The organism is Rossellomorea sp. KS-H15a (genome assembly GCF_024195245.1).
In the GTDB taxonomy this organism is placed as follows: Bacteria; Bacillota; Bacilli; order Bacillales; family Bacillaceae_B; genus Rossellomorea; species Rossellomorea vietnamensis.
In genome coordinates, this window is the sequence record NZ_CP096886.1 from 1,447,451 (window position 1) to 1,471,110 (window position 23,660).

General features: G+C 45.5%; 33 protein-coding genes. 27 read left to right on the forward strand and 6 right to left on the reverse strand.

Going from position 1 to position 23,660, the window contains the following annotated elements:
* Positions 1–40 precede the first annotated feature (40 nt).
* The 3 genes from M1J35_RS07355 (at position 41) to M1J35_RS07365 (ending at position 3,115) form a co-directional block, all read left to right on the forward strand.
* Positions 41–898: a hypothetical protein gene (locus M1J35_RS07355; RefSeq protein ID WP_254653236.1), complete on the forward strand. Its 858-nt coding sequence runs from the start codon at positions 41–43 to the stop codon at positions 896–898.
* Positions 899–1,014: 116 nt separating this feature from the next.
* On the forward strand, positions 1,015–1,722 hold the full coding sequence (locus M1J35_RS07360; protein WP_254653237.1) for a response regulator transcription factor: 708 nt from the start codon (positions 1,015–1,017) through the stop codon (positions 1,720–1,722).
* Positions 1,712–3,115 (forward strand): sensor histidine kinase, encoded by a 1,404-nt coding sequence (locus M1J35_RS07365; RefSeq protein WP_254653238.1) that lies wholly within the window; start codon positions 1,712–1,714, stop codon positions 3,113–3,115. The genes M1J35_RS07360 and M1J35_RS07365 overlap by 11 nt, the downstream gene beginning before the upstream one ends.
* Before the next feature lie 64 nt (positions 3,116–3,179).
* Here M1J35_RS07365 and M1J35_RS07370 read toward each other — a convergent pair whose 3' ends face one another.
* On the reverse strand, positions 3,180–3,380 hold the full coding sequence (locus tag M1J35_RS07370) for a hypothetical protein (RefSeq protein WP_224520936.1): 201 nt from the start codon (positions 3,378–3,380) through the stop codon (positions 3,180–3,182).
* Between the two features lie 54 nt (positions 3,381–3,434).
* Entirely contained in the window at positions 3,435–4,148 is a 714-nt protein-coding gene (locus M1J35_RS07375; protein WP_224520935.1) for a DUF421 domain-containing protein, read from the reverse strand.
* A gap of 184 nt (positions 4,149–4,332) precedes the next feature.
* Between M1J35_RS07375 and M1J35_RS07380 the strand changes: the two genes are divergently transcribed.
* From M1J35_RS07380 to M1J35_RS07420, 9 genes are all read left to right on the forward strand, one after another.
* Positions 4,333–5,655: a sensor histidine kinase gene (locus M1J35_RS07380; RefSeq protein ID WP_254653239.1), complete on the forward strand. Its 1,323-nt coding sequence runs from the start codon at positions 4,333–4,335 to the stop codon at positions 5,653–5,655.
* A gap of 199 nt (positions 5,656–5,854) precedes the next feature.
* Positions 5,855–6,052 carry a hypothetical protein gene (locus tag M1J35_RS07385; RefSeq protein ID WP_254653240.1) on the forward strand — a complete coding sequence of 66 codons (198 nt, stop codon included), beginning with the start codon at positions 5,855–5,857 and terminating at the stop codon, positions 6,050–6,052.
* Between the two features lie 56 nt (positions 6,053–6,108).
* Complete coding sequence (locus tag M1J35_RS07390; protein WP_254653241.1) at positions 6,109–6,273, forward strand: hypothetical protein; 165 nt, start codon at positions 6,109–6,111, stop codon at positions 6,271–6,273.
* Positions 6,274–6,461: 188 nt separating this feature from the next.
* Positions 6,462–6,851 (forward strand): VOC family protein, encoded by a 390-nt coding sequence (locus M1J35_RS07395; RefSeq protein ID WP_254653242.1) that lies wholly within the window; start codon positions 6,462–6,464, stop codon positions 6,849–6,851.
* 231 nt (positions 6,852–7,082) lie between these two features.
* A complete protein-coding gene (locus M1J35_RS07400) occupies positions 7,083–8,261 on the forward strand; it encodes an MFS transporter (protein WP_254653700.1) in 1,179 nt (392 codons plus the stop codon).
* Positions 8,262–8,370: 109 nt separating this feature from the next.
* Complete coding sequence (locus M1J35_RS07405; protein WP_254653243.1) at positions 8,371–8,994, forward strand: DUF421 domain-containing protein; 624 nt, start codon at positions 8,371–8,373, stop codon at positions 8,992–8,994.
* A gap of 157 nt (positions 8,995–9,151) precedes the next feature.
* Positions 9,152–9,379 (forward strand): spore coat associated protein CotJA, encoded by a 228-nt coding sequence (locus tag M1J35_RS07410; RefSeq protein WP_254653244.1) that lies wholly within the window; start codon positions 9,152–9,154, stop codon positions 9,377–9,379.
* Complete coding sequence (locus tag M1J35_RS07415) at positions 9,379–9,639, forward strand: spore coat protein CotJB (protein WP_079531356.1); 261 nt, start codon at positions 9,379–9,381, stop codon at positions 9,637–9,639. Before M1J35_RS07410 ends, M1J35_RS07415 begins: the two co-directional genes overlap by 1 nt.
* A 27-nt stretch (positions 9,640–9,666) precedes the next feature.
* On the forward strand, positions 9,667–10,236 hold the full coding sequence (locus M1J35_RS07420) for a manganese catalase family protein (protein ID WP_229593018.1): 570 nt from the start codon (positions 9,667–9,669) through the stop codon (positions 10,234–10,236).
* Between the two features lie 53 nt (positions 10,237–10,289).
* Here M1J35_RS07420 and M1J35_RS07425 read toward each other — a convergent pair whose 3' ends face one another.
* Positions 10,290–11,462, reverse strand: coding sequence for a YhgE/Pip domain-containing protein (locus M1J35_RS07425; RefSeq protein ID WP_254653701.1), 1,173 nt, complete (start codon positions 11,460–11,462; stop codon positions 10,290–10,292).
* Between the two features lie 324 nt (positions 11,463–11,786).
* On the opposite strand from M1J35_RS07425, the gene M1J35_RS07430 reads away from it, so the two are divergent.
* From M1J35_RS07430 to M1J35_RS07470, 9 genes are all read left to right on the forward strand, one after another.
* Positions 11,787–12,653, forward strand: coding sequence for an ABC transporter permease subunit (locus M1J35_RS07430; RefSeq protein WP_254653246.1), 867 nt, complete (start codon positions 11,787–11,789; stop codon positions 12,651–12,653).
* The gene (locus M1J35_RS07435) at positions 12,650–13,669 is read left to right on the forward strand and encodes an ABC transporter permease (RefSeq protein WP_254653247.1); all 1,020 of its coding nucleotides are present in this window, start codon (positions 12,650–12,652) and stop codon (positions 13,667–13,669) included. Before M1J35_RS07430 ends, M1J35_RS07435 begins: the two co-directional genes overlap by 4 nt.
* A gap of 95 nt (positions 13,670–13,764) precedes the next feature.
* Complete coding sequence (locus tag M1J35_RS07440) at positions 13,765–14,172, forward strand: YbaN family protein (protein ID WP_254653248.1); 408 nt, start codon at positions 13,765–13,767, stop codon at positions 14,170–14,172.
* A 19-nt stretch (positions 14,173–14,191) separates the two neighbouring features.
* On the forward strand, positions 14,192–14,371 hold the full coding sequence (locus M1J35_RS07445) for a hypothetical protein (RefSeq protein ID WP_034762029.1): 180 nt from the start codon (positions 14,192–14,194) through the stop codon (positions 14,369–14,371).
* Between the two features lie 292 nt (positions 14,372–14,663).
* Positions 14,664–14,987: a PadR family transcriptional regulator gene (locus tag M1J35_RS07450; RefSeq protein WP_254653249.1), complete on the forward strand. Its 324-nt coding sequence runs from the start codon at positions 14,664–14,666 to the stop codon at positions 14,985–14,987.
* Positions 14,988–14,989: 2 nt separating this feature from the next.
* The gene (locus M1J35_RS07455) at positions 14,990–15,760 is read left to right on the forward strand and encodes a DUF1129 family protein (protein WP_254653250.1); all 771 of its coding nucleotides are present in this window, start codon (positions 14,990–14,992) and stop codon (positions 15,758–15,760) included.
* A gap of 162 nt (positions 15,761–15,922) precedes the next feature.
* A complete protein-coding gene (locus M1J35_RS07460) occupies positions 15,923–16,573 on the forward strand; it encodes a lysoplasmalogenase (protein WP_254653251.1) in 651 nt (216 codons plus the stop codon).
* A 128-nt stretch (positions 16,574–16,701) separates the two neighbouring features.
* Positions 16,702–17,277 carry a sigma-70 family RNA polymerase sigma factor gene (locus M1J35_RS07465; RefSeq protein ID WP_254653252.1) on the forward strand — a complete coding sequence of 192 codons (576 nt, stop codon included), beginning with the start codon at positions 16,702–16,704 and terminating at the stop codon, positions 17,275–17,277.
* Entirely contained in the window at positions 17,270–17,908 is a 639-nt protein-coding gene (locus M1J35_RS07470; protein ID WP_254653253.1) for a hypothetical protein, read from the forward strand. The genes M1J35_RS07465 and M1J35_RS07470 overlap by 8 nt, the downstream gene beginning before the upstream one ends.
* A gap of 42 nt (positions 17,909–17,950) precedes the next feature.
* On the opposite strand, the gene M1J35_RS07475 is transcribed toward M1J35_RS07470, so the two are convergent.
* Positions 17,951–18,142, reverse strand: coding sequence for a hypothetical protein (locus tag M1J35_RS07475; RefSeq protein WP_034762042.1), 192 nt, complete (start codon positions 18,140–18,142; stop codon positions 17,951–17,953).
* A 429-nt stretch (positions 18,143–18,571) separates the two neighbouring features.
* Here M1J35_RS07475 and M1J35_RS07480 point away from each other — a divergent pair, with 429 nt between their 5' ends.
* From M1J35_RS07480 to M1J35_RS07500, 5 genes are all read left to right on the forward strand, one after another.
* Positions 18,572–18,877 carry a DUF3784 domain-containing protein gene (locus M1J35_RS07480; protein ID WP_254653254.1) on the forward strand — a complete coding sequence of 102 codons (306 nt, stop codon included), beginning with the start codon at positions 18,572–18,574 and terminating at the stop codon, positions 18,875–18,877.
* A gap of 350 nt (positions 18,878–19,227) precedes the next feature.
* Positions 19,228–19,881, forward strand: coding sequence for a hypothetical protein (locus tag M1J35_RS07485; RefSeq protein WP_254653255.1), 654 nt, complete (start codon positions 19,228–19,230; stop codon positions 19,879–19,881).
* Between the two features lie 51 nt (positions 19,882–19,932).
* Positions 19,933–20,106 (forward strand): hypothetical protein, encoded by a 174-nt coding sequence (locus M1J35_RS07490; protein WP_224520914.1) that lies wholly within the window; start codon positions 19,933–19,935, stop codon positions 20,104–20,106.
* A 49-nt stretch (positions 20,107–20,155) separates the two neighbouring features.
* A complete protein-coding gene (locus M1J35_RS07495; protein ID WP_254653256.1) occupies positions 20,156–20,710 on the forward strand; it encodes a TVP38/TMEM64 family protein in 555 nt (184 codons plus the stop codon).
* A gap of 372 nt (positions 20,711–21,082) precedes the next feature.
* Positions 21,083–21,280, forward strand: a complete 198-nt coding sequence (locus M1J35_RS07500; protein ID WP_254653257.1) for a hypothetical protein — start codon at positions 21,083–21,085, stop codon at positions 21,278–21,280.
* Between the two features lie 46 nt (positions 21,281–21,326).
* Here M1J35_RS07500 and M1J35_RS07505 read toward each other — a convergent pair whose 3' ends face one another.
* The gene (locus M1J35_RS07505; protein WP_254653258.1) at positions 21,327–21,776 is read right to left on the reverse strand and encodes a hypothetical protein; all 450 of its coding nucleotides are present in this window, start codon (positions 21,774–21,776) and stop codon (positions 21,327–21,329) included.
* 107 nt (positions 21,777–21,883) lie between these two features.
* Positions 21,884–22,027, reverse strand: coding sequence for a hypothetical protein (locus M1J35_RS07510; RefSeq protein WP_224520910.1), 144 nt, complete (start codon positions 22,025–22,027; stop codon positions 21,884–21,886).
* Positions 22,028–22,450: 423 nt separating this feature from the next.
* Here M1J35_RS07510 and M1J35_RS07515 point away from each other — a divergent pair, with 423 nt between their 5' ends.
* Complete coding sequence (locus M1J35_RS07515; RefSeq protein ID WP_254653259.1) at positions 22,451–23,653, forward strand: MFS transporter; 1,203 nt, start codon at positions 22,451–22,453, stop codon at positions 23,651–23,653.
* Positions 23,654–23,660 lie beyond the last annotated feature (7 nt).

A 23,660-nucleotide genomic window follows, 5' to 3' on the forward strand; every position in this document is an offset into this window, starting at 1 on the left:
GATAGAGCAGCTGCAACCTATAAAAAAGGAGGAAATCAATATGAACAATAAGAGAGCACTCGCACTCGCAGGCGTGTTAGCAATCGGGATCGCAGGGGCCATCCCGGCTTTTGCGGCAGAGGAGGATGCCGGGAAGACGGATGATACGGCGGTTGTCCGTGAAAAGTCCGAGCCGGTATTTGGCGGTCATCATGGCGGACCCGGGAAGTTCCAGTTGAATGAAGATCAGCTGAAGGAAAAAGCCGATGAACTTGGCATCGACACCAAGAATAAGGATACACGGGAACTCGCTAAAGAAATCATGGATGCAGAACTTGAGAAAAGAGCGGAAGCATTGGGAATTGATACCGATGGAAAAGAACCACGTGGCATCATGGACGAAATCCGCCAGGCGGAGCTGAACAAGAAGGCGAAGGAGCTGGGTATTTCGACTGACGGAAAAGATGGGAAAGAGCTCGCTCAAGAAGTAAGGGAAGCCTTGGTGAAACAACAAGCGAAAGAGCTTGGAGTCGAGACCGAGGGTAAGGATTTGAACACACTTGCTGATGAAGTGAGAGAAGCCTCTCTTACAAAACGAGCGAAGGATCTTGGCATTGAGACCGAAGGAAAAGATCATCATGAACTGCAGCAGGAAGTATTCGAAGCGTCGATCTTGAAAGCTGCGAAAGAACTGGGAATCAAAACAGACGGGAAAACGTCGAAAGAGCTGATGGACGAAATCATGAGTGATCATGCAGATGAAACGAATAAACTTGATTTCTTCCCTTTTAAAAAGGAAGAGGGCTTGTTTTTCCACATGGGAGGGAAAGGTCATCACGGTCCGGGACATGGGAAAGGAACTCGCCCATCAGAGCAGCCTGATCCATCATCTTCTGAAACTCAAAGTGAATCTCTATAAGGAAGGAAATCCCCGCTTATGCCGCGGGGGTTTTTCTATTGAAGGATATCAATAGAAGGAATTGGTCAAAACGACTATAATTTAGATAGAGAGAAATCGGGAAGGGAGCGATGTTCATGAACGTATTGGTCGTTGAAGACAATCAAAGCGTCACAAGTATGCTTGAGATGTTTTTTTCTAAAGAAGAGATAAAGGGTGAGTTTGTTCATGATGGCGCTGAGGGGTACCGTCGTTATCGGGAAGGCGAGTGGGATCTTGTCATCCTCGACTGGATGCTGCCCGGGATGGACGGTGTGACGATTTGCCGGAAAATCAGGGAGGAAGGTTCCCGGGTGCCTGTGATCATGCTGACGGCGAAAGACAGTGAGTCCGATCAGGTGCTTGGCCTTGAGCTCGGTGCCGATGATTATGTGACGAAGCCTTTTTCACCTCTTGCCCTGATGGCGAGGATCCGGGCGGTGACCCGTCGCTACCAGGGTCAAGGGGAAAAGAAAACGACTGAAACTCAGGATGTGGCCACGTCCGACTTCCGTATCAGCAAGGAAACCCGTGAAGTGTTCCTGAAAGGCGTACCCCTTACGAATTTGACACCGAAAGAGTTTGAACTTCTCTATTATCTTTCCCAGCATCCGCGGCAGGTGTTCTCCAGGGAGCAGCTCCTTGAACGGGTATGGGGCTATGATTTCTACGGGGACGAGCGGACGGTGGATGTACATATCAAACGGCTTCGGAACAAGATCGGCAGCAAGGACAAGCCGTATCTTCATACGGTGTGGGGCGTAGGGTATAAGTTCGATGAGGCGGCGACCGGGGATGAAGTTTAGGTATCTGTATCAGCTGCTTCTCAGTCATACGAGCGTCCTCGTCATCGCCTTCATGATCCTCGGACTCCTGTTTTCCCATTATGTCGAAAACCTGGTGTATGAAAATAAGGTGACGGAGCTTCGGACGTATGGGGATAAAATTTTATCAGATCTTGAACGGCCAAGTCCGAGACGTCCCCTGTATCTGGACGAATACAGCAACCTGCTTCACGCCCGGAACATTGATGTGATCACCTTTAATCGTCAGGGAGAAGTATCTTTTTCAAGTGGGGGGGTCTACCCCCGTATCGAGCTTTCAAAAGAAGAATGGCAAAAGATTGAGAGCGGGGAAACCGTCCCGTTGAAAAAAGATTTCGGCCGCTTTGATCAGGCGGTATCCCTCGTCATCATGCCCCGGGTGGTCAATGACCAGCTGACAGGCGGATTGATCCTGATTTCCCCGATCAGCGGGACGAGGGAAATGCTCAGTGAGATCAATCAATATCTGCTGTATATCGTCCTGCTGGCACTCGCCATCTCCGTTCTCGTCAGCTTGTTCCTATCGAAGCTCCATGTGAAACGGATTCAGCGGATGAGGGATGCCACGTCCAAGGTGTCGTCGGGAGATTACGATGTACATGTTCCAAGCTCTAACTTCGATGAAATCGGTGATCTGGCTGAAGACTTTAATGAAATGGTCACGAAACTCAGGGCATCGAAAGAGGAAATCGACGCCCTGGAGAATCGGAGACGGCAGTTCATGGCCGATGTGTCCCACGAACTGAGGACCCCGCTCACGACGATTCGCGGAGTCATGGAAGGAATCCGGAACGATATGATCCCGGAAGAACAGAAAGAGAAAAGCTTCGGTCTTGTGAGCCAGGAAACGATGCGGCTGATCCGCCTCGTGAACGAGAATCTGGATTATGAAAAAATCCGGTCCAATCAGGTGGTCCTTTCGAAAGTGACCCTGCCGTTACTCGATCTTTTCGAAGTCATCAAGGACCAGCTCGATCTGCAGGCAGAGGAAAAAGGCAACACCATCACCGTTCTTGCAGACGAAGGGGCAGTGGTACATGCCGACTACGACCGCCTCGTCCAAATCCTGATCAACATTACAAAAAACAGCATCCAGTTCACCACGGATGGAACGATCACCCTGAGTGGATCTTCTTCCGGAAACGAAACGGTCATTGAAATCCAAGACACCGGAATCGGCATGGACCCCGGGGAAATCAAGTCCATTTGGCGCCGTTTTTATAAAGCGGACCTGTCCCGGACGAATAATCCATACGGTGAATTCGGCATCGGACTCTCCATCGTGAAGCAATTGGTCCTGATGCATGAAGGGTCGATCGATGTGTTCAGTGAGAAGGGTGAGGGGACGAGGTTTGTGATCCGGCTGCCGCTTTGACGGGTGGTAAAGCCATGGGGACAGGCACCTTGGTCTTCTTAAGACGAGGTACCTGTCCAGCCCACTACGGCTTAATCCCAAGATATCTTTCAATACGCTCGACCCTCTCAAGCAGTCGCTGCACTTTTCGATTCAACTGGGAATAGTGTGCTTCGATCATATGCACATGGGTATCATACCCTCCTGTATATTGTCTGTGATAAGGATGGCACATGGGGTCAGGTGGAAAGACAACATGATTCACCGGTGTTCGGTATTGATACATACGGTCACTCTCCCATTTCTTTGGTCTATTCGGACGTTGAGATACTATATGCCTTTATCTGTCCATTCGTTCACTGCCGCCCGGGAGATGATCTTTATAAAGGTCGATGAACAAGGTGCCATTGCTGTTGATCACGGCATAATAGATGTCGTTCAATGTGATGCCTCTCTTGTTCGCTTCACTCTCCAACCATTGTAATGTGTAGGGGGGAGCCAGGTTTTTCGGAATGATCTTACCCTCCATCATTAATTCAATAGGGATGGAAGCAGAGGGGGAAGGATCCATCTTCATGTCAGCCTTCGTGAGTGGCAGGAAACGGTTTTTCTTTTTGATGGACAGTACCCCGCTCACTTCTAACAGGGCATATTCCACCTCGTTTATGTCAAACACCCCAAGTTCCCGGAGATGCTGATTCAAGTCATCCATCGTGAACTTTAATTTTTTCATATTCTCATCCAAAATTTTCCCCTTTTCCATCAGGATCGTGGGACGTCCGGATAACCATCGTCTGAATAGCCGGTTTTTCGAAGACAATATCAGAAATAAGTAAAATAATAAGACCAGCACGATAAAAGAAATGAAGATATTTGAAAAATCAAGCTCCGTATCAAAACCCATATTGGCAATGCAGGAACCTACTGTGATCGACAGGGCAAAGCTATAATGATTTTTGTGTGAGTTGATATGTTTGCCAATGGCTAACGTGACAATGACCAATAACAGAAAACTGATCACCGTTCTTCCGACAGCGATTAAAACTCCATCCATAGGGTATCTCCTTATCCAAAAAGCGTTCATTCCCATTATGGACAAAGGAGAGGGAATGAAGACGAGCATGCAAAATTCTGTCTAATAAAAATAAAACACAAGCCGTTCATTTCAGTTATAATAGAGTATAAAGTATGATTTTTTAAAATCTTTTAAAATTACTGAAAGTAGGGAAGAAATACCGATGAATCACTTTGAGCTATTGACCGGTCTGCTTCTTAACCTTCTTGCCATATTGATCATCATTTTACTGATAAGTTTTCATTACCTTTCCCGAAATAAAGTACATAAACTTCACATCAAACCGCTGTCGATCTATTTGGCCAGTTCGCTTCTTCTGTTACTCAGCCTGGCATTAAGTGTCCGATTGGAAGATGGATTTATGTATGACTTGCGGTTCATCCCTTTTTTAATTGGAGGGATATACGGCGGGAACCGGGTACTGCCCTGGCTCGCTCTTACAATGATCGCGGTCCGTGCCCCGATGATGGGACCTGGATTATGGGTGACCGTGGTCATGGCGGTTCTATTCACGCTGCTCATCCTGTATATGCGTCCGAGATGGGAGGGGAAAACGTGGATGACGAGGGTGTACTGGTATACGCTCTTTGCGTTCGGATACTCGGTCCTGTCTTTATGGATTCCGTCCATAATTTTTCATTTCGGGTATGACAATTCTTTCTTGATCTATTCGGCTGTCCTGACGGGATCGACGTTCTTCGTCTTTTACCTGTGTGAAATTATCCGGACCATCTATATTCTTCAATTGGAAGCGATCAAATACGAGAAGATGCAAGTGGTCAGTCACCTTGCGGCAAGCATGAGTCATGAAGTGAGGAATCCACTCACCACGGTAAAGGGATTCCTCCAACTTATACAGGAAGATCCAACCAATGTCAGTACAAATAGTGAGCTGTCGAAGGTCGCTGTCAGGGAGATCGACCGGGCCACTGAGGTGATCAATCAATATTTGGACTTCGCCCGTCCCCACCCAGAGGTTGAGGTGGAGGTGGAAATCCGGGGTGAAATGAACCGATCACAGGAAATCATCATGCCCCTGGCGGTGAAAAAAGGAATCATCCTGAAGGCGAACATCCTTCATCATCACTCCATTAAAGGGGATCCCAACAAGCTCCAACAGATCCTCATCAACATCATGAAGAATGGACTCGAGGCAATGGAAACGGGTGGTACGCTACGGATTTTCAGCTACCAGGACAATGAAAGGGTGTTCATCGTCATCAACGATACTGGGATCGGAATGACCAAAGAACAACTCATGCGCCTCGGCGAACCCTACTTCTCCATGAAAGGCAAAAATGGGACCGGCCTCGGCATGATGACCGTCTACCAACTCACAGAAGGCATGAAAGGCACCATCAAAGTCCAAAGCAAGCCAGGCAAAGGAACCTCCGTCATCCTCTCCTTCCCCATCTACAAAGAAGAAGGAGAAGGAACCCTTCCAACCCCGGCCCATTCCACAAAGGTCCGTCCCTCACTGCGGTAGGGACGGACTTTTTGTTGTGCGAAGGGAGAGGGACGGACCTCTGTTTTCAGCCCAATTTGGGGGTGAAACCCACTGGATATGGGATTTCAGCTTGAGTTTCAGAGGTCCGTCCCTCTCCATTTGAAACTTTTTACATGTCCGACCGTATAGATAAGTAAGAGTAATCGAGAAAGGATTGAATGGTGTGGATGGGATATTCTTGATCATCATATTAGCGGCCATCGGTTGTGCCATTGTGGGGACGGTCTTTCTAGCCAATAAAGCACTGGGTCAATACATGCACAACAAGAGAGGGATCGATCAGCAGTCAGTGATCGTCACTTGTCCGAAGTGCGGGGCAAAGAATAAGCGCCAGATGAATGGACAGCATTGCAGAGAGTGTTATGAGGCTTTTTAGGAAGTGGGTTGAGTTTCTTGAAAAGAGCCTTGCGATTTAGAAAGGAGGGTTTTCATATGATCTGGTTATTCCTATTGGGTCCGATCATTCTGGTCTCTGGCATCGCTATTTACTTGGAGAAAAAGTCAGGGATGACGCCTCCAGACCTGACGGAACACTCGATGAAAATCGATGAGGCGGATAAAAATGCTAATATGCACCAGAATTCGGGAGGTTTATAAAGAATGGTCAGCGGCTATATGCCCTGGCTATTTTTCGTTAAGGGACGGACCTCTATTTTCTGCCCTTTTCACTGGTGAAATTTATTTAAATCAACCTTTTCATTAAAATTTATGAGGTCCGTCCCTCTCGCCTAACGGCCGTTTCTTCTGTAAAATAAACAGAAAGACGAATGAAGGAAGTGAGCCGATTGATTAAGTATGAATGTCTACATCATGTGAGTTTGAATGTGACGGATCTTGAGAGGGCTAAAGCGTTTTACGATGAAATCCTTTGCTTAAAGGAAATTCCGCGTCCGGACTTCGGTTTTCCGGGAGCCTGGTATGACATTGAGGGCCAGCAGCTTCATCTGATCGCGGACGCGTCTTCCCAGACGATCCGGGAGGACAAGCATTTATCCAGCCGCGAAGGTCATTTTGCCCTTCGTGTGGAGAACTACCATGAGACGCTTCGGTGGTTAAAGGAAAGAGATGTGGAGGTTCTTGAGAAACCCCATTCCAAAAGCGGCTTTGCCCAGATCTTCTGTGCAGACCCGGATGGAAATCTGATTGAATTGAATGTGGATCAAAAAGAGTTGTAAATGAAATCAACAGGAGTATTTCCTCTCATGACAGGGATCTCTTGTTGGTTTCTTTTTTTGCGCCATGACCGTAATCATCCCTTTACCATTCAAATTTGCCATTCGTTTCATTGAATGTTCTTTCGGCCTTTATCAAATACTGATTAAATAGTAGATCAATCCAAAAGGGTGGTTTAGTTGAAAGAACAATGCAATAGCACGACGAAGATTAGCAATTGGTGTGTGGTAAGTATGGCATCGATTCCTTTGGTCATGACCTTGGGGAATTCCATGCTGATTCCTGTTCTGCCGATATTTGAAAAAGAGGTGGGGATCACTTCTTTTCAGACCAGTATGATTATTACAAGTTATTCGATTGCGTCGATCTTCCTGATTCCAGTGGCGGGATATTTGTCGGATCGCTTCGGCAGGAAGGTGGTCATCCTGCCGAGTTTGCTGATTGCGTTAATTGGGGGATTGGTCGCAGGCTTTGCTTCCTGGAAGATGGACGATCCTTTTACGTGGATCATTATTGGCCGTGTGCTCCAGGGAATCGGTGCAGCCGGGGCGGCTCCGATCATCCTGCCCCTGGTGGGTGATTTGTATAAGGATGATGATGAAAAGACGAGTTCCTGTCTTGGATTGATCGAGACGTCCAACACATTCGGCAAAGTGTTGAGTCCCATCTTAGGGGCTTTATTTGCTGCGTATTTATGGTATCTTCCGTTTTTCTCTATTTCTGTGTTCAGTCTCATTTCGATCGTCCTTGTTCTCTTTTTCATAAAAGTTCCTAAGAAGAAGGAAGAACCCGTAGCCCTTTCAGCTTTCATCCAGAGTACGAAGAAGATTTTCAAGCAAGAGGGAAAATGGATCTTCACTGTCTTTCTCGTCGGAATTTACATTATGCTCGTCCTGTTTGCCGTCCTGTTTTTCCTATCGGATTCATTGGAGAAAACCCACGGACTGTATGGGGTGAAAAAAGGCTTTGTTCTTGCCATTCCGTTACTGGCTCTCTGCATTTCTTCCTTTATTACTGGCAGGAAGATCAAGGGAGAGTTGAAGGTCATGAAGGTGATCATGACGGTGAGTTTGATCCTGATGAGCATCAGTGTCGCCTTGATCGGGTTTGTCGATCAGCGACTGGTTCTTCTCCTCGCTGTCTCAAGCTTCCTTGGCCTCTCGATCGGTGCACTCCTGCCGACGATGGACGCGTTGATCACTGAAAACATCGAGAAAGAAGAGAGGGGGACGATTTCCTCCTTCTATAGTTCTTCCCGTTTCATCGGGGTGGCTGCGGGTCCGCCATTGATGGCCGTATTGATGAAATCCCTCCTGAATATTAGTCTCATCGGGGCGGGGGGCCTTGGCATCCTGATGTTTCTGCTTGTATTGATTTTTATCAAGCCTGAAAAGTCTGGTTCAGCAGCATAAGAAAACCAACCTTACGAGGATAATGTAGCGTAACGGAGGAATAGTATAGAGACATACCCTTTTCCCTCTTCACTTGAAGAGGGATTTTTAGCGAAAGGACGGAGATGACATGGACTTGGATTGGATTTGGAAATCCATACTCATAGTGCTGGCGGGCACCTTATTGCTAAGGGTCGCCGGGAGAAAATCGATCTCCCAGATGACACTTGCCCAGACGGTCATCATGATCGGGATTGGGTCATTACTCATACAACCGGTGGCCGGTCAAAATATTTGGACGACGATCGGAGTCGGGCTGATTCTTGTCCTGACCCTCATCGTCATTGAGTACCTGCAAGTGAAATCAGATCGTGTCGAACAGTTCATCACCGGTAAGTCCAAAATTCTGATGGAAGATGGGGTTATCAATGAAAAGAACTTTAAAAAGTTACGGCTGACAGTCGACCAGCTTGAAATGAAATTAAGGCAGCAGGGAGTCAGTCAACTGTCAGATGTAAAATGGGCGACCCTTGAGCCGAATGGACAAGTGGGAGTGGAATTAATGCCTAGCGCAAAGCCGGTTACGATGAAGGAATTCGCCCAGCTCCAGGCAGAGGTCAAGAGACTGATCAATCTACTTCAAGTCCCGCAGACTACGGGCAGACCGGTCAGCCGGCAACTGGAGGGGGAGGACATTTTTACGGAAATTAAACACCATTCCTCTGTCAATCCTCCCCCAAAGCATCTTCAGTAATACAAGCAAACGAAGGAACTTCAGAAGACCCCTCACCTGAAAAGGTTTGGGGTCTTTTTCAGGATGGAGGGGACGAACCAAATTCCACATACCCGTCATGGCTGAAGTTCCTTCTGCATAACAATAGAAAGATATTGCCAAATCAGGAGGGAATACCTTGCATACGAATTATAAAGCGTATTATCCATACGTCAGTCCTTTTGATCCTTGTCCGCCGATCAAGAAAAAAGTGTACTCGACACCTCCAAATCTCTATATGGGATTTCAGCCTGCAAATCTGGAGCAGTTCACCCCGCGGGAGGCACTGCGGAACGGGACGCTCTGGAAGGCGTTCTACGATCCTTACTACAGCCCTTATGAACTGAATGGGGATGGTGATTCATGATGAAGCAGGTTCCGGCTCATTATTACGAAGTGATGGAGGAGCTACAGACCGTTGATTTCGTCATCGTCGAACTGACACTGTACTTAGATACTCATCCTGAAGATTACGAGGCCATCAAACAGTACAACGAATACGTACGGATGAGGAAAAAAATCAAAAAGAAATTCGAAAAGGAATTCGGTCCCCTGACCGGGTTCGGATACAGCTATTCAAATTATCCGTGGGACTGGAAAGACGCCCCTTGGCCGTGGCAGGTCTAATACGGAATAAAGGAGAGGATCGACACTATGTGGGTGTATGAAAAAAAACTTCAATATCCTGTACGGGTCAGTACATGTAATCCGAAGCTGGCCAAATTTCTGATCGAGCAATACGGCGGTGCCGACGGAGAGCTGGCGGCAGCTCTGAGATATTTGAATCAGCGATATACGATTCCCGATAAGGTCATCGGCTTACTGACCGACATCGGGACCGAAGAATTCGCTCATTTGGAAATGATTGCCACTATGGTGTATAAACTCATCAAAGATGCCACACCGCAGCAAATGAAAGACGCGGGACTCGATGCGAACTATGTAAATCACGACAATGCCATTTTTTATCAAAATGCGTCCGGTGTCCCCTTTACCGCCTCCTATATCCAGGCAAAAGGTGACCCGATCGCCGACCTCTACGAAGACATCGCCGCCGAAGAAAAGGCGAGAGCCACATATCAATGGATCATCAATATGAGCGATGACCCCGATTTGAATGATGGACTTCGTTTTTTGCGGGAAAGGGAAATCATCCATTCCCAACGTTTCCGGGAAGCGGTGGAGATATTGAAAGATGAGCGGGATCGGAAGGTGATCTTTTAAGTTGGACTGAAAGAAAAAAATGGTCAGCGGCTAAAAGCCCTGACCATTTTATATTATCCTTCTACAGTCGTTTCGACCGCAGCATTGGGTTTGAAGGCAGTGGCCAGTATGACGAGCATACTTCCAAGGCCAATCCAGACAAGCGTCGAAACGGAAGAACTCCATGTCAATCCCTTTCCGAAGAAGAACAATTCACGTAACCCTTCTACCATGAACTTCATCGGAAGCCATGAATAGAACCAATCCCGGTAAAATGATGACATCATTTCAGGGGCCATGGCAAGAAGCGGTGCCCCGAAGAACAACATTAATACAAAGAGAGGCATGCCCCTAAGGCCGATGAGAGAAAGGATGGCTGATATCATCAGGAAAAAGCTGAATGACGTGATACTCAGGAACAAGGCAGTATCCGACAAATCAGGAATATGGAACCCGATAAGTCCGTCGGCGATCCAAGTCAAGCCAAATCCGATGACAAGAGCCACAACCGCTCCAATCAGGATTTGCATGAATCTCGCCCTAAACTCTTTTCTTCGGCTGGAAACTGTTCGTTTGCTGACAGCGAGATAAATGACCGCAGCACTTGCCATGCTTGCCATCCAGAGTGGTTGGAACAATGACACAGGGGCATTTCCGTTAGCGCTATGCGTTCCGATTTCATTGACGTTCGTCACCGACTTGGTGAAAGGGGTTACAAGTTTTGAAACTTGTTGCGGCGTCAGCGTTGCACCCTGTTTCTCGAATCCATCGAGCAGTTGCTCGCGGACCGTACTGTTTAGATTGTCCACGACGCCATTCAGGATTTGGCCCGCAGCCGTGGCAGCCATTGTGTTCATCCCTTGATTGATGTAGATTTTCACTTCAGGGGAGGTGGGGTCCGGCGTGCGCAACGAAGCCTGCTTTGCACTGAAATCATTGGGGATGACGAGGGCTGCATAGTATTCCTGGTTATCCAGTCCTTTTTGTACAGCTTCTTCACTTTTCACGCTCACCCATTTAACTGGGGGGAGATCACCGGCAGATTTCCCCTGCATCTTTTCAACGATGGTTTCCCCCATATTCATCTTTGGTTGATCCGGCAACTGTACACCCTCGTCTTCATTCACGACTGCAATCGGCAGATTCTTCGGCTGAGGTTGAACCGATGGGAACAAAGTCAGGGAGAAAATAAAGACGATAGCCAATGCGATTAGAGGGGATGCGAGTACCAGTTTATTTTTGAAAATGGTCATGTGTTGGAACCTCCTTTAAGAAAGAAATATGATAGTGAGTAATCACTCACAAATAATATTACTTGGTTTTTTCGGAAAGTCAACAAAAAAGTGAGTGATCACTTTTTTACGGTTGTGTTGTAAATTAGTTATGGAGGAATGATTATGGTAAAGGCTCTTACATGTGTCGTCATGATGGAGTGGAGAGAAAAATGAGAGGGTTGGAAAGATTCTTTTCTTTGGTTTGTCAGGTGCAAAAGTCCTTCTGGTTTAATTGACAGAATTTTCAAATCTGGTATATTGGTAATGATTAGCAGGAATCATTACTGGAGGTACAAGATGAAACAACTCAAACAATCCGGCCTTGAAGCCGTTCTCATTATCATCGGGATCATTCTCGTCAGTGCCACATCCGGCCTGTTCACAACTCAGGCGTTTTCCCTCGTTACATACGGAAAGGAATTGATGGAGGTATGCAAGGAGCTAGTCGAGCCTCACCATCTGGTTTATACGAACCCCGTCTCGCATATCGAACGTCCACTATTTCCCATCATCCTGAAAGCTTTCCTGAGCAGTGCACGTATCTTTTTCCTGGCACTCGGTATGGCGTTAACATGTTCAATCCTGCTGATGATCCTCTATTTTTCCGTGGGGAAAAAGGTCCGGAAAGGAGTGGAAGGTGTCGCTTTCTTTATCGCCTCGCTGCCGGATATTTTTGTGATTGGTTTTCTTCAACTATCGGTCATCTGGTTCTTTAAACAATCCGGTATTCTGCTCCTCGATATCGCATCCCTGGGCGAAAATCAGGTCATCCTGTTCCCGGCGATCACGCTCTCGATCCTGCCGACGTTCTTTTTTCTGGGATCGATGGTGTCTTTTTTGAAGGAGGAAGAGGGGCTTCCCTATGTGGAGCTTGCGAAGGGGAAGGGTCTCGGCCGATTCCGGATCATGTTCATCCATATGATGCGGAATGTGCTCGTCAGTCTGACCTATCACGGCAAGCAGATCATCTGGATGATGCTGTCGAATCTATTAATCTTGGAATATTTATTCAATGTGTTCGGGGTCACGTCGTTTCTCTTTTCCTATAACACACCTGCGATCTTCGCGGTTACGTCGATCATGTTATTCGTTCCACTCTATCTCCTTTTAAAATTCATGCAGTTCGTGATCTCAAGAAAAATAGGAAGGGAGATGAGTCTATGAGAAAGTGGAATCGGCATCATGTCACCATCAGCATCTGTTTACTGTTCATCGTCGTGCTCGTCGGGTGGAGTATGATTTTTAATCTGACCGATGACAAAATTCCGAATACATATATCCTCTATGATGATGAGGCAAATATCATCGGGGATGCCCCGTTTCCTCCTTCAGCGGACTTTCCGTTTGGCACGGACCGGGAAGGGGACCACCTGTTTTACAAAGTATTGGAGGGGGCGCAGTATACCATTGGGGCCGCCATCCTGATTTCCCTTATCAGTTTCATCCTATCCTTTGCCATCGGGGTGCTGGGAGGGTTTACAAAATCCTGGGGGAAGAAGTGGACGCAATCGATGTTCACGTCCTTTTATTTTATCCCGCAATCGATCATCGCCTTCAATATGCTTTACCCCTTGCTATGGGAACCCAGGCAAGGATTTGAAACAAGTTTCACCGAACGGGTCATTTGGCAGTCCCTCGCCCTAGCCGTGATCATGGCTCCGACTACGGCGATTCTCCTAGCCAACGAAACCCGTCAGATTCTCGACAAAGAGTTCGTGACGTGCGCCCGGGTCCTTGGTGGAAGCAAGACTTTCCTGTTCAAGAACCATGTGCTTCCACACTTGAAGCCGCGGCTCTTTATCATTTTTCCGAAAATCATGATCCAGGCGCTTCTCATCATCGCCCACCTCGGATTCTTCGACCTATTCTTCGGTGGGACCGATGTGTGCTACGGCCCCATGTGCCCGCCGCCGCAACCCTTCGTCCAGGAATGGGCGAGCATCATGTCCATGAGCTATGTCGAATTGACCAACGCCTGGTGGATCTTTATGATCCCGATGTTCTTCTTCGCCCTGACGATTCTTTCCTTAACGGGGATTGCGCGAGGGCTTGAGGGGTTGTTGGAGGAGGATGAGGTGAAGTCGGGTTCGGTTGAGAAGAAGGCTGGGCGCAAGGAAAACGGTGCTTTGACGGAGAGGGATTTTATTTTGGTAGACCAGGGTGTTGATAGGGGCAGATAATGGATTAACAATAATCTCCTAACCCGTCACACCCAACTTTCTGCTATATTTATAGTACAATGAAGGAAAACGGTTAAGGGTAGGGGAGATGGATCATGACATTGAAAAAGATGAAAAGCATCCTGTTCATGTTGCTCGGGTTCATAGCCCTAGTGTGCGGGGTTGCCGGAACAGTCCTGCCCGTTCTGCCGGGTGGCCCGTTTTACTTGCTGGCGGTTTACTTCTTTTCCAAGAGCTCGAAGCGCATGGATGCCTGGTTTAAAAACACGTACATCTACAAAAAATACGTGGTTCCCTTTCTAGAAAAAAAGGGAATGACCCTGAAAGAAAAAATCAAGATCAATCTGACCGCAGACTTCTTTATTTTGCTTTCCGTCCTGTACGTCGACATTCTCCTTGTCCGGATCATCCTCATCGGACTCGCATTATATAAACATTATTATTTTATCAAGAAGATCAAGACGATCCCTCCTCAGTCGTATCAAGTGGAGGAAAGCCAGTGATCAGCGGGCTTTAGTCAACATGAAGAGATATCAATTAAAACGTGATTTCAGGGGAGTCAAAAAAGGCTCCTGTTTCTATCTGGTCGTTGAATCCGAATATATCGGCATCAAGGAATATGTCGTACGAACGCAGGATTTTTCAAGGAGACTGATCATCTCTGAGAGGGAGATGGAGAAGTATTTTAGAAGGATGATATAAAGGGCCCGTCGAATGTGACGAGGCTTTTTTTGTTGCCGAATAACCTAGCATGATTATGGTTAGAAACGGCATGAAAAGTAGGAATCCCGCATGAATATTCTGTAGCCCGCTCGATTCTTTCTTATCTCGCATGATTGTCCTCAAAACCGGCATGATTCTGGGGTTGAAGTATTTTCCAGTATACGCTAAACTAAATCTATATTGTATTGCAATATAGTTCCAATCCGGGAATTTTTTTAGATAACTATATTGCTTTGCAATGTAGTTGGGGTGTGGGAGAGGAGAAACGAGGATGTCGTCGAGTCAATTATTAAAGGGGATCCTGGAGGGGTGCCTGCTTTCCATCATTTCAAAAAGTGAAGTGTATGGATATGAAATGATGGAGAAGCTTGCGGCCAATGGATTCAAAATGGTCAAAGAAGGAAGCATTTATCCGTTGCTCCTTCGGATGAAAAAAGAAGGACTCGTGACAGCCTGTCAGAAAGAAATGCCTTCCGGCGGGCCGAAACGGAAATATTACTATATCACTCCAAAAGGAAAAGAGGAGTTGGAGGATTTTAAACTAAGATGGAGAGAAGTCTCTGAGAGTGTAAATCAATTATTGGAGGAGGAGTAAGCATGTCATTATCGAAAGAGAGCGAAGACTTTCTGGGGAATCTGAGAATCTATTTGATTTCAAGCGGGAAGAACGAACAAGAAGTAGATGAGATCGTGGGGGAACTGGAGGATCATTTGGTTGAAACGGAGAAAAGGGGAAAGAGCGTATCAGAGGTTACCGGTTTGACACCCCGGCAGTACATGAATCAAATTTCCGCAGAGATGCCCATCGATTACAAGAGTATCTTCGAGTATATCGTGATGGTATTAGTGAGCGCTTTCTCTTTTATCGTATTGAGTGACGCCTTAAGCGGGGACCTGACCTATTCGTTATTTGAATTAATCGGTTATCCACTTGTCATGATTGGGTTTTTATTCTGTACCTCAGTGGTGTTTAAATATGTTTCAAGCCATCCGGTGTCAAAAGCAAGAGAATGGACGTTATTTTCGATTCTTGGAGGAGTTCCCATCTTATTGTTCATGGGATTGTTATTTCTTGGACAGAACGTCGAGGCACCTACCGTTGTAATGGAAGGAATCGGAAGGCTATTTGCGCTCATTCTTGCCTTCGCGGCCATCATTGCCGTGTCTCTGTGGTCAAAAACGTGGATCATGATCATCCTGGCAATCCTTGTGAATGGACCGCAACTACTCATTCAACAAAGCTCCTTTCCAGAAGAAACGAAACTGATATTGACAGGTCTTTCCCTCCCCGTTTTTGTCGGTGGATACTTTTTGCTTCTTTTCGTCAAAGAGAAGAAGAAAGAAAAACATGCAGGGCCAGTGACATAATAAAAAAGCTTGAAGGACGATCCGTTTGGGGAGCGTCCATCTTTACATTCTCCAGGAAAGATAGGAGAAAATCCTGTCATAGAGGTATCACAAAAAGGAATTCGCCTCAAGAAGGGAGTATATATAACAAAAGGAACAGAACGTAAAAGGACGTGTTATCACATGATGAAATGGTCACTTCCCCTCCTTATTGGAGTCATGTCAGTACTTTATTTATTCATCCCATCCGATCCATTACCCGTGAAAGTGATCTTTAAGCTTATCCCCATGTTTCTCATTATCGTCTTTTCCTTCCGGCAGTTATCTTTCAACCCGGCAACGGCACTGCGTTTCATCCTCTTTGGCCTCTTCTTTTGCACGCTTGGAGATGCGTTCATTGCGGTTTCATTTATAGCAGGCCTCGGGGCGTTTCTGGTCGGACATCTTTTCTACTCGTGTGGCTTTATTACATTATCCCGCATGAACAAGTGGCGACTTGCAGCTGCCCTCCCGATTGCACTGTATTCGTTCATATTCGGACAGCAACTGATTTCAGCACTCCGAACAGATGGGGATACTGATCTCGTCATACCGGTCATTGCCTACATGCTCGTCATTTCCATCATGGCTTTATCTGCGATCCTGACCGGAAACAAGTGGGCCATTGCCGGGAGTCTCCTGTTCGTTCTATCCGATTCTATTTTGTCGTGGAATATGTTCGTATCAGAGATCCCTTTTTCAGCCGTCTTCATCATGACCACCTACTACTCCGCGCAGTTCCTGATTGCGTGTAGTCTCTCATCCCTCCAGCAAACAAAAGAAACAATTGTATGATCTGGAATGTTCTGTAATAATAAAAGCGGGCACTGACCCGTGAAAGCCTGCCCGAGGAGACTCGACAGGTTTTTATTTTTGGTTAAAATTGTAAAAAAACAAAACTTTTATCATTTGGGCTACGTCTAATGAATGATACATACAAAGCAGGTGAATTTTCTAAAATGGAAGAGCGGACGAAATCCGAGAAAGACCGGCTACTTGAGGAAGCCATGACTCAGTTCGGGAATGATGTCTATTATGTGGTTTATTCCTATGTAAAGGAACACAGCCTGGCCGAGGACCTGACACAGGAGGTCTTCATCAAGTTTTATCAAAAGATGGATACATTCAGGGAAGATTCCTCCCTGAAGACATGGATCATCTCTGTTGCCATTAACCACTGCAAGGATTATTTAAGGAGATGGGATACGAGGATGATCAGTATCTCCAATAAGATTAATGACATGGTGAAAGGGAAAATGGGGGCACCGGAACAGACCGTGATCAAAAATGAGCAGAATTCAGAGTTGATCCAAAAAGTCTTGGACCTGCCTGTTAAATATCGGGAAGTCATTTTTCTATACTATTTTGAGGAAATGAAGTTAGCCGAGATCGGTGCGAGTCTCGACATCAACACGAATACGGTGAAAACGCGGCTGACAAGAGGCAAGGCCCTGCTCGGTTCCACGATTAAACGAAGTGAGGTGTATAGGAATGGATGAATTGAAATCATTGCGCGGGTTGATGAAAGAAGAGACCTTCAAGGGGCGTGGTTTTACCAACAAGATGAGAGAGAATATCTTAAATGAAGTCCATTCTAATCCATCCAAGTCGTTTTCTATCTGGAAAAAGCCGATTTTTGCCCCTGTCCTGTCATTTCTATTTTTCACCGCATGCCTCTCGATCTTTGTATACTTTGGCGGAACACAGCTAGGGATCATCGGAAACAATGCGAGCGCGCCGTTATATGAAGCAAGCGATCGTCCGGATTTTCTGGGGAAAGAGTTCAAATTCATCACAAAAGTTCCTTTCAAAGTGGAAAATGTCAACACGGAAACAAAGGAAGGCCCCTACGGAAACGCACAAATCGTCACTCTCATGGGTCCGGAAAAGCAGACGATCACGATGTCATTTCAACTTCTTGAGCCTGGTTTAGATCTGACTTTATCTGAAGAACCGGTGAAGGTCGGTACTTCTAAAGGAAGCTATTCTGAAACAGAGGGCCCTTTAAAGATAAGTAGGCTGACATGGATGGAAGGCGAGGCGATATATGAAATGAAATACATGCCCGCAAGGTCCGGTATCACTCTCACGAAACAAGACATGATACAGATGGCGGAGTCTTTCCGTTAAGGAAAAAGGATGATGGCTGCCTGCGCCATCATCCTTTTACTGTTAGTCACCGTAGACCACTTTCACGATTTTTCCGCTGCTGTCATATGTGACCCTTTTCCACTGACTGCCGCCATTCGCGCTTATATATAAGACAACTGTATAACTGCCCGATGTAGTCCGGGAGGCTACTTTCCAAGTGACGCCACCTTGGCCACCGCCGTCTTCAATGACTTTCGTTCCGTCATTCATCATAGATCAACTCCTTTTGTTAGTGATTACCATTAATACATGACTATTATACTGTAAATCTTCTTGATGCCTCTTCTTTTTATACAGGGATGGGATGAGGCAATCGCCGGTAAAGATCTGGATAGCTATCGAAATCGACTCGAGATATTAATATTTTAATAAAAGTTCATAGAGGATAGGTGAAATAAAGGATATTCGATAAGTTGGCATGAATATCGAAAATCCCGCACGATAAACCCAATTCTTGCACGATAAATCTGAATCCGGAATGATTATGCAGAATCTCGCCTGAAAGTGAGTGAATTCCGCATGATTCAGGGGGGATTGTTTAAAACCTGTTTGTTTGAAATAATTGGTAGTGTGATACACGATTGGTTTTCCAAAAAGGAAAGATTGTTAGAAAGATTGACTCATTATAGGAGGAATGCCCCGATGTACACTCCCTTTATCCTTTGCATATGCCTGGGACTATTAATTGTATACACAGGTTACTTGATCTGGGTGAAGAAAAAGCTCAACCTCATTGCCGGGTATCAGGAGGATGTCTTTAAAGGTAATAAAGAAAAGCTGGCGAAAATATTCGGTCTCTATACAATAGTGGTCGGCATTATGACAATGATCCTTCCTTTTGCCCTTGAATATGTCGGTCTCTATACGGGAACGGTGTTTGGGATTGTGATAGGAGTGGGTGCCGTCGCCCTCAGTGTGTATGTGATGGGGAATCAGATGAGATCATGAGGGGAAATTCCAATCCGACCCAGAAAACAAAAGAAAAGGAAGTGAATCTTCTTGAGCACCGATCAATCCTCCGAACAGGCCAAATGGAGTGCGAAATACGGAAGTCTGGTTATTGCCTTCTGCAATTTGATAACGTGCATAACAAGCTGGGGAGAGAATTGGATTCTTACTGTTCTTTTAGGAATGGGCGTATTGGTTTGTGGAACGATAGGTATTTTTGACCTTAAGCGCCATATGAAAGGATAGTTGTTCCCTGGATTACCAGGGTTAATGATTAGTGAGACAGTAGAATCTGTTTCTTCCTACCACTACATTTGGTACAGAAATGATTGAAAAAGGAAGTTAAAAACATGATTGAAAATAAAAATTATCTCATCGCTTCGGGTATGATCCTGATTCTTTGTATGTCATTCTATTTCCCGTTTCCGAATGCCCCAATGGTTTACAAACGGATGGCGTTCATGTCTTTTCCTATCCAAGATCAAGATGGATACAATGTGCTGGCAATCATCGGTTCTTTCCTATTTATCTTTGCAATCGTTTTACTTGTAATAGGTCTTTCCAACTATCACATCCGCACTGTGATGGTCGTTGCAATTGTTTATTCTTTATTACCATTTGGACTTATAAAGGTTTATCAGGAAACCGTAGCGGATGGAATTAATGCCATTTCGTACAATGGGAAGGGTACCTGTGATTTTGAGAAGATAGAGGAAGAAGAATTTACAGGGGAATGTAACTTGCTTATCTCCAATCATAGCGGGGAGCCAGTGACCTTTGACATTGAATTCCTGGATACGTTCTTTCCAGGATCCGAGACGAGATTCACCTCTCTCATGAATGAAAACGGTCCCTACACCGTCACCATTGAGGCGAATCGTAAAAAATCAGTCAGTCTAAAGGAGGTTCTTGACTTATCGGATATTCCCAATCATGTGGATGGAGGCAGCTCGACGGAGGTCCATTTTAAAATCGAAGATGGGAGCAAAGAAAGGATTATGTAGTGAGCATTGGTTTTAATGTACTATAAAGGGTACCATTTGGAGGGAGAAACATTGACACTGATTGTATTGATCATGGGATTAATCGTGTACTTTATCGGAAGCACGAAGAAGAATCTCACCATTAAAGGAATGGGCATTGGATTTATTCTTGCACTATGCATTTTTAAGATTCCTAACTTCATTGAAGGATTTATTCAAGGAGTAACGAAGGGTTTCATGGGTTGAACATAAAACAGAAAGATCGACAGTACAGCATCATAAGGAGAGTAGCAGCATGGAAACACACCTCTTAGAATGGTTCAACACATTAGGCATCTATGCCATCGCATTAAGTATTTTACTAAACATCATCATTAGTGTTCTAGGTGTCCTACCGAGCGTCGTGATCACGGCTGCGAATATTACTTTTTTCGGATTTGAAAAAGGATTGGCTGTTTCAATCGCAGGAGAAGCGCTGGGAGCCATCGTCAGTTTTTATTTATATCGCAAGGGTATCAAGAAATTATTTCAACATAAGGAGATAAACAACGGGTTGTTGACACGATTACAGAATTCGAAGGGAGTTGAAGCTTTTTGCCTGATCATTGCCCTCAGGATCTTTCCTTTTATTCCATCCGGTCTGGTGACATTGGCTGCTGCCATCAGTAGAGTCGGGATCATGAACTATTCTATAGCGAGCACGATTGGAAAAATGCCGGCTCTGGTCATTGAAGCGTATTCGATTCAACAGGTGCTGGTGTGGAACTGGAAAGGAAAAATCATTTTGAGTGTGTTTTTACTTTTCATCATTTGGCTTGTTTTAAGCAGGAAGAAATCAGCAAAGGAGTGAACCGATTGAAAATCACCAAACGAAGGCTGATATGGCTCATTCCAAATGTATTTTGTTACCTCATGTGTGTAGGGGTGGCCCTTTTTATCACAATCTATTTTTAAGGGAGGCAAGAAATCCATCGTCCGGGAATGATTCTTCTTTTGATCGTTACCATGAACGACAGTTATACCATTTGGAAATGGATGAAAGAAGGAAGGAAGGCTGTAGGTGTAACGGTACAAGGCTTCGATCGGCCACTTGAGACCGATTAGGTAAAAACCTCAATTTCCCCCGAACTTCCTATTTTCGTATTCAGCACCACAAAGATCTTCAAAAAGTGTTAAAATGGAAATGAATCCCATAACGTGGCACGCTGAAAGGAGTCTCTTCATGTTTAAAAAAAGTATTCAATTACCCTTGGGTTTTTTTGTCGGTAAGATCCTCTACCAATTCATCAAAAACGAAGAAATCAGGTGGATTGAAAATATCAGTATCAGCTTCGCTATATTCTTATTTGTGTTGTTGTTTCATTGGGCAGATAAGCCTTATAATTGGAAAAAAGACAACGTTCAGGGGAAAGGCAAGTAGAAACGAAAGACGGAGAAAAAATGTGTGGGGTTCATGCTCTAATATGTTACCGTTCCACCCGGTTCTCAAGGTTGAATACCCGTTTATCGATGTCTGTCAGCCTTGTATTTAAGTAGTGAAATTCAGATTCTGTATGCTGTTTCTTCACTTTTAACAGAGTAATGACATCCTCGGTTTGTGATAGTTCAATTCGATTGACGGTTTCCTTGATATCCTTCACGTCAGCTTGGGTTGTTTTAAGGTCAGAGCGTATGCTGCGAACGTCAGCCTGGGTTGTTTTAAGGTCAGAGCGTATGCTGCGAACGTCAACTTTAGTTTCTTTCAAATCAGAACGGATGCTTCGAACGTCAGCTTGAGTTTCTTTTAAATCAGAACGGATGCTGCGAACATCAGCTTGAGTCGTCTTCAGCTCACTTCGAAATTCCTTCATGTCAGTGCGTACTTCTTTCATCTCACCGCGTAAATCCAACAGTATTTCAAGTATCTGCTTTTCCATTTTTCTCACCTCCTTCCCATAATTATAAAACAATTGAATGAGACATTCTCCCTTGAATCATTTCCTTTTTGGAAGAAAAAAGGGGACGATGAGATCGCCCCTCTGCTTCATTCATCCCGCATGGATCCTGCTTCCCGTGAAGTCATGGAACCTTGTCCCGCGGCGACATCTTTTTGAATTTGCTTTTTTACCTGCTGTGGGTCCGTCCTTGTTGTCATGGATTTCATCTCATTCTGATCAGGCTTTTTCATATACCAATCACCTCCAAATTTGTTTAGGCTCTTAGTATGGGCTGTGGACGGAGGGGATATAAATTCTCCTCTTGTCCAAAAAAAGGAAGAGAGATATAATAAGTATGAATCTTACATATTAAAGGAGGGAATATCATGCATACGTTCACTGTAGACATCAAAAAATATCGACTATTAATGATGTCTATTATTGGAATTTCAGCCGTCCTCGGGACACGTCTGTCCTTTTTTAGCTGATTTTTCATAGTGTGAACGAATGTATGATTTCCTGTAATAGCGAAAGCCATGGGGAATGATTATTCCCCATGGCTTTTTTTGATTTTATGTAGCGGTGGCGGCTCTGGAGTGGCCAGCTATTTAAGCTCCTGAAAATCCTGTTGGTGTTCAAGCCGCCTGCGCTTTTTAACGAGGGGACGAATCGAAATGATGAACATATTAAAAACAAAAAACAATATCTATTTACTATACTTTTATCTCTTTTTTGCCCAGCTGTTTTTCGACCGGGCCCTATGGGTCATCTATCTTGGCGACAAGGGGATGACGTTGGGCGAGATTGGGGTCCTTGAGGCGCTTCTCCACTTGGCCATTGTGTTATTCGAGGTACCAACCGGAATGATTGCCGATTTGTACGGGAGGAAGGTCAGCCTAGTGATCGGGAATCTGTTCAGTCTCCTATACGGACTGTTCATGCTCTTGAGCGGAAACTTCTCCATGTTCACCTTGGCGTTTCTGTCCATGGGGCTCATGGTCACCCTTCATTCCGGTGCCGAGCAGGCATTTGCCTACGATACATTGAAGAATGACAAACGGGAAAAGGATTACACACGGGTCATCGGAAGCATGACGGCGATATCACTGTTATCCCTGAGTCTCGCGAAATTCCTCGGTGGCTTCATGGCGGAAGTGAGCTGGGAATGGGTGTACGGGTCCACAATCGTCACCCACGTCCTGGCGGTGATTCCCCTTTTATTCATGAAGGAACCGGAGCGGGAGAAGACCGAAGAAATCAGCGGACGTTGGTACAACCAGTGGGTTCATCAATTCCGGCTGGGGGTCAATGTGTGGAGGAGTAATCGTATCATTCACGCACCAGTTGTCCTCTTTATCCTGGCAAGTGCCGTCATGGTGATCATGGTCTTCTACGGACAGGAATATTTCGTAGAACTGGGCTATTCGTCCGTCGTCGTCGGTGCCGTATTTACCATCGAAGGACTTCTCGGCGTCGTCATGGCAAAGATTGCGTACAAGGTGGAGGAACGATTTAAATTCTTCAACATCCTATATTACGGATTAGGCCTTTTTCTCGTATTTTTCGCCTTATTCATCTTCGCAACAGACTGGGCGATCCTGCTATCGTTTCTGATCCTAGCCCAGCTGTTAAGTCTGTTCGAACCGATCTTCAGCTCATTCGTGCAGGGCTTTTTGAAAAGCAACATACGGTCGACTTTCCTTTCCCTGATCGGTTTGATGGAGAGCTTTGTGATCATGATCAGCTTTCCGCTCTTCGGTTATGCCATTGAACGGACAGGATTCACCGACGGATTCGCCTGGCTGCTCTTGATTTTTTTTGTGTTGGCAGGTGGGTATTTGGTTGGTCAGAGGATGAAGATGAAGGGACGTATGTAAGAAAGGA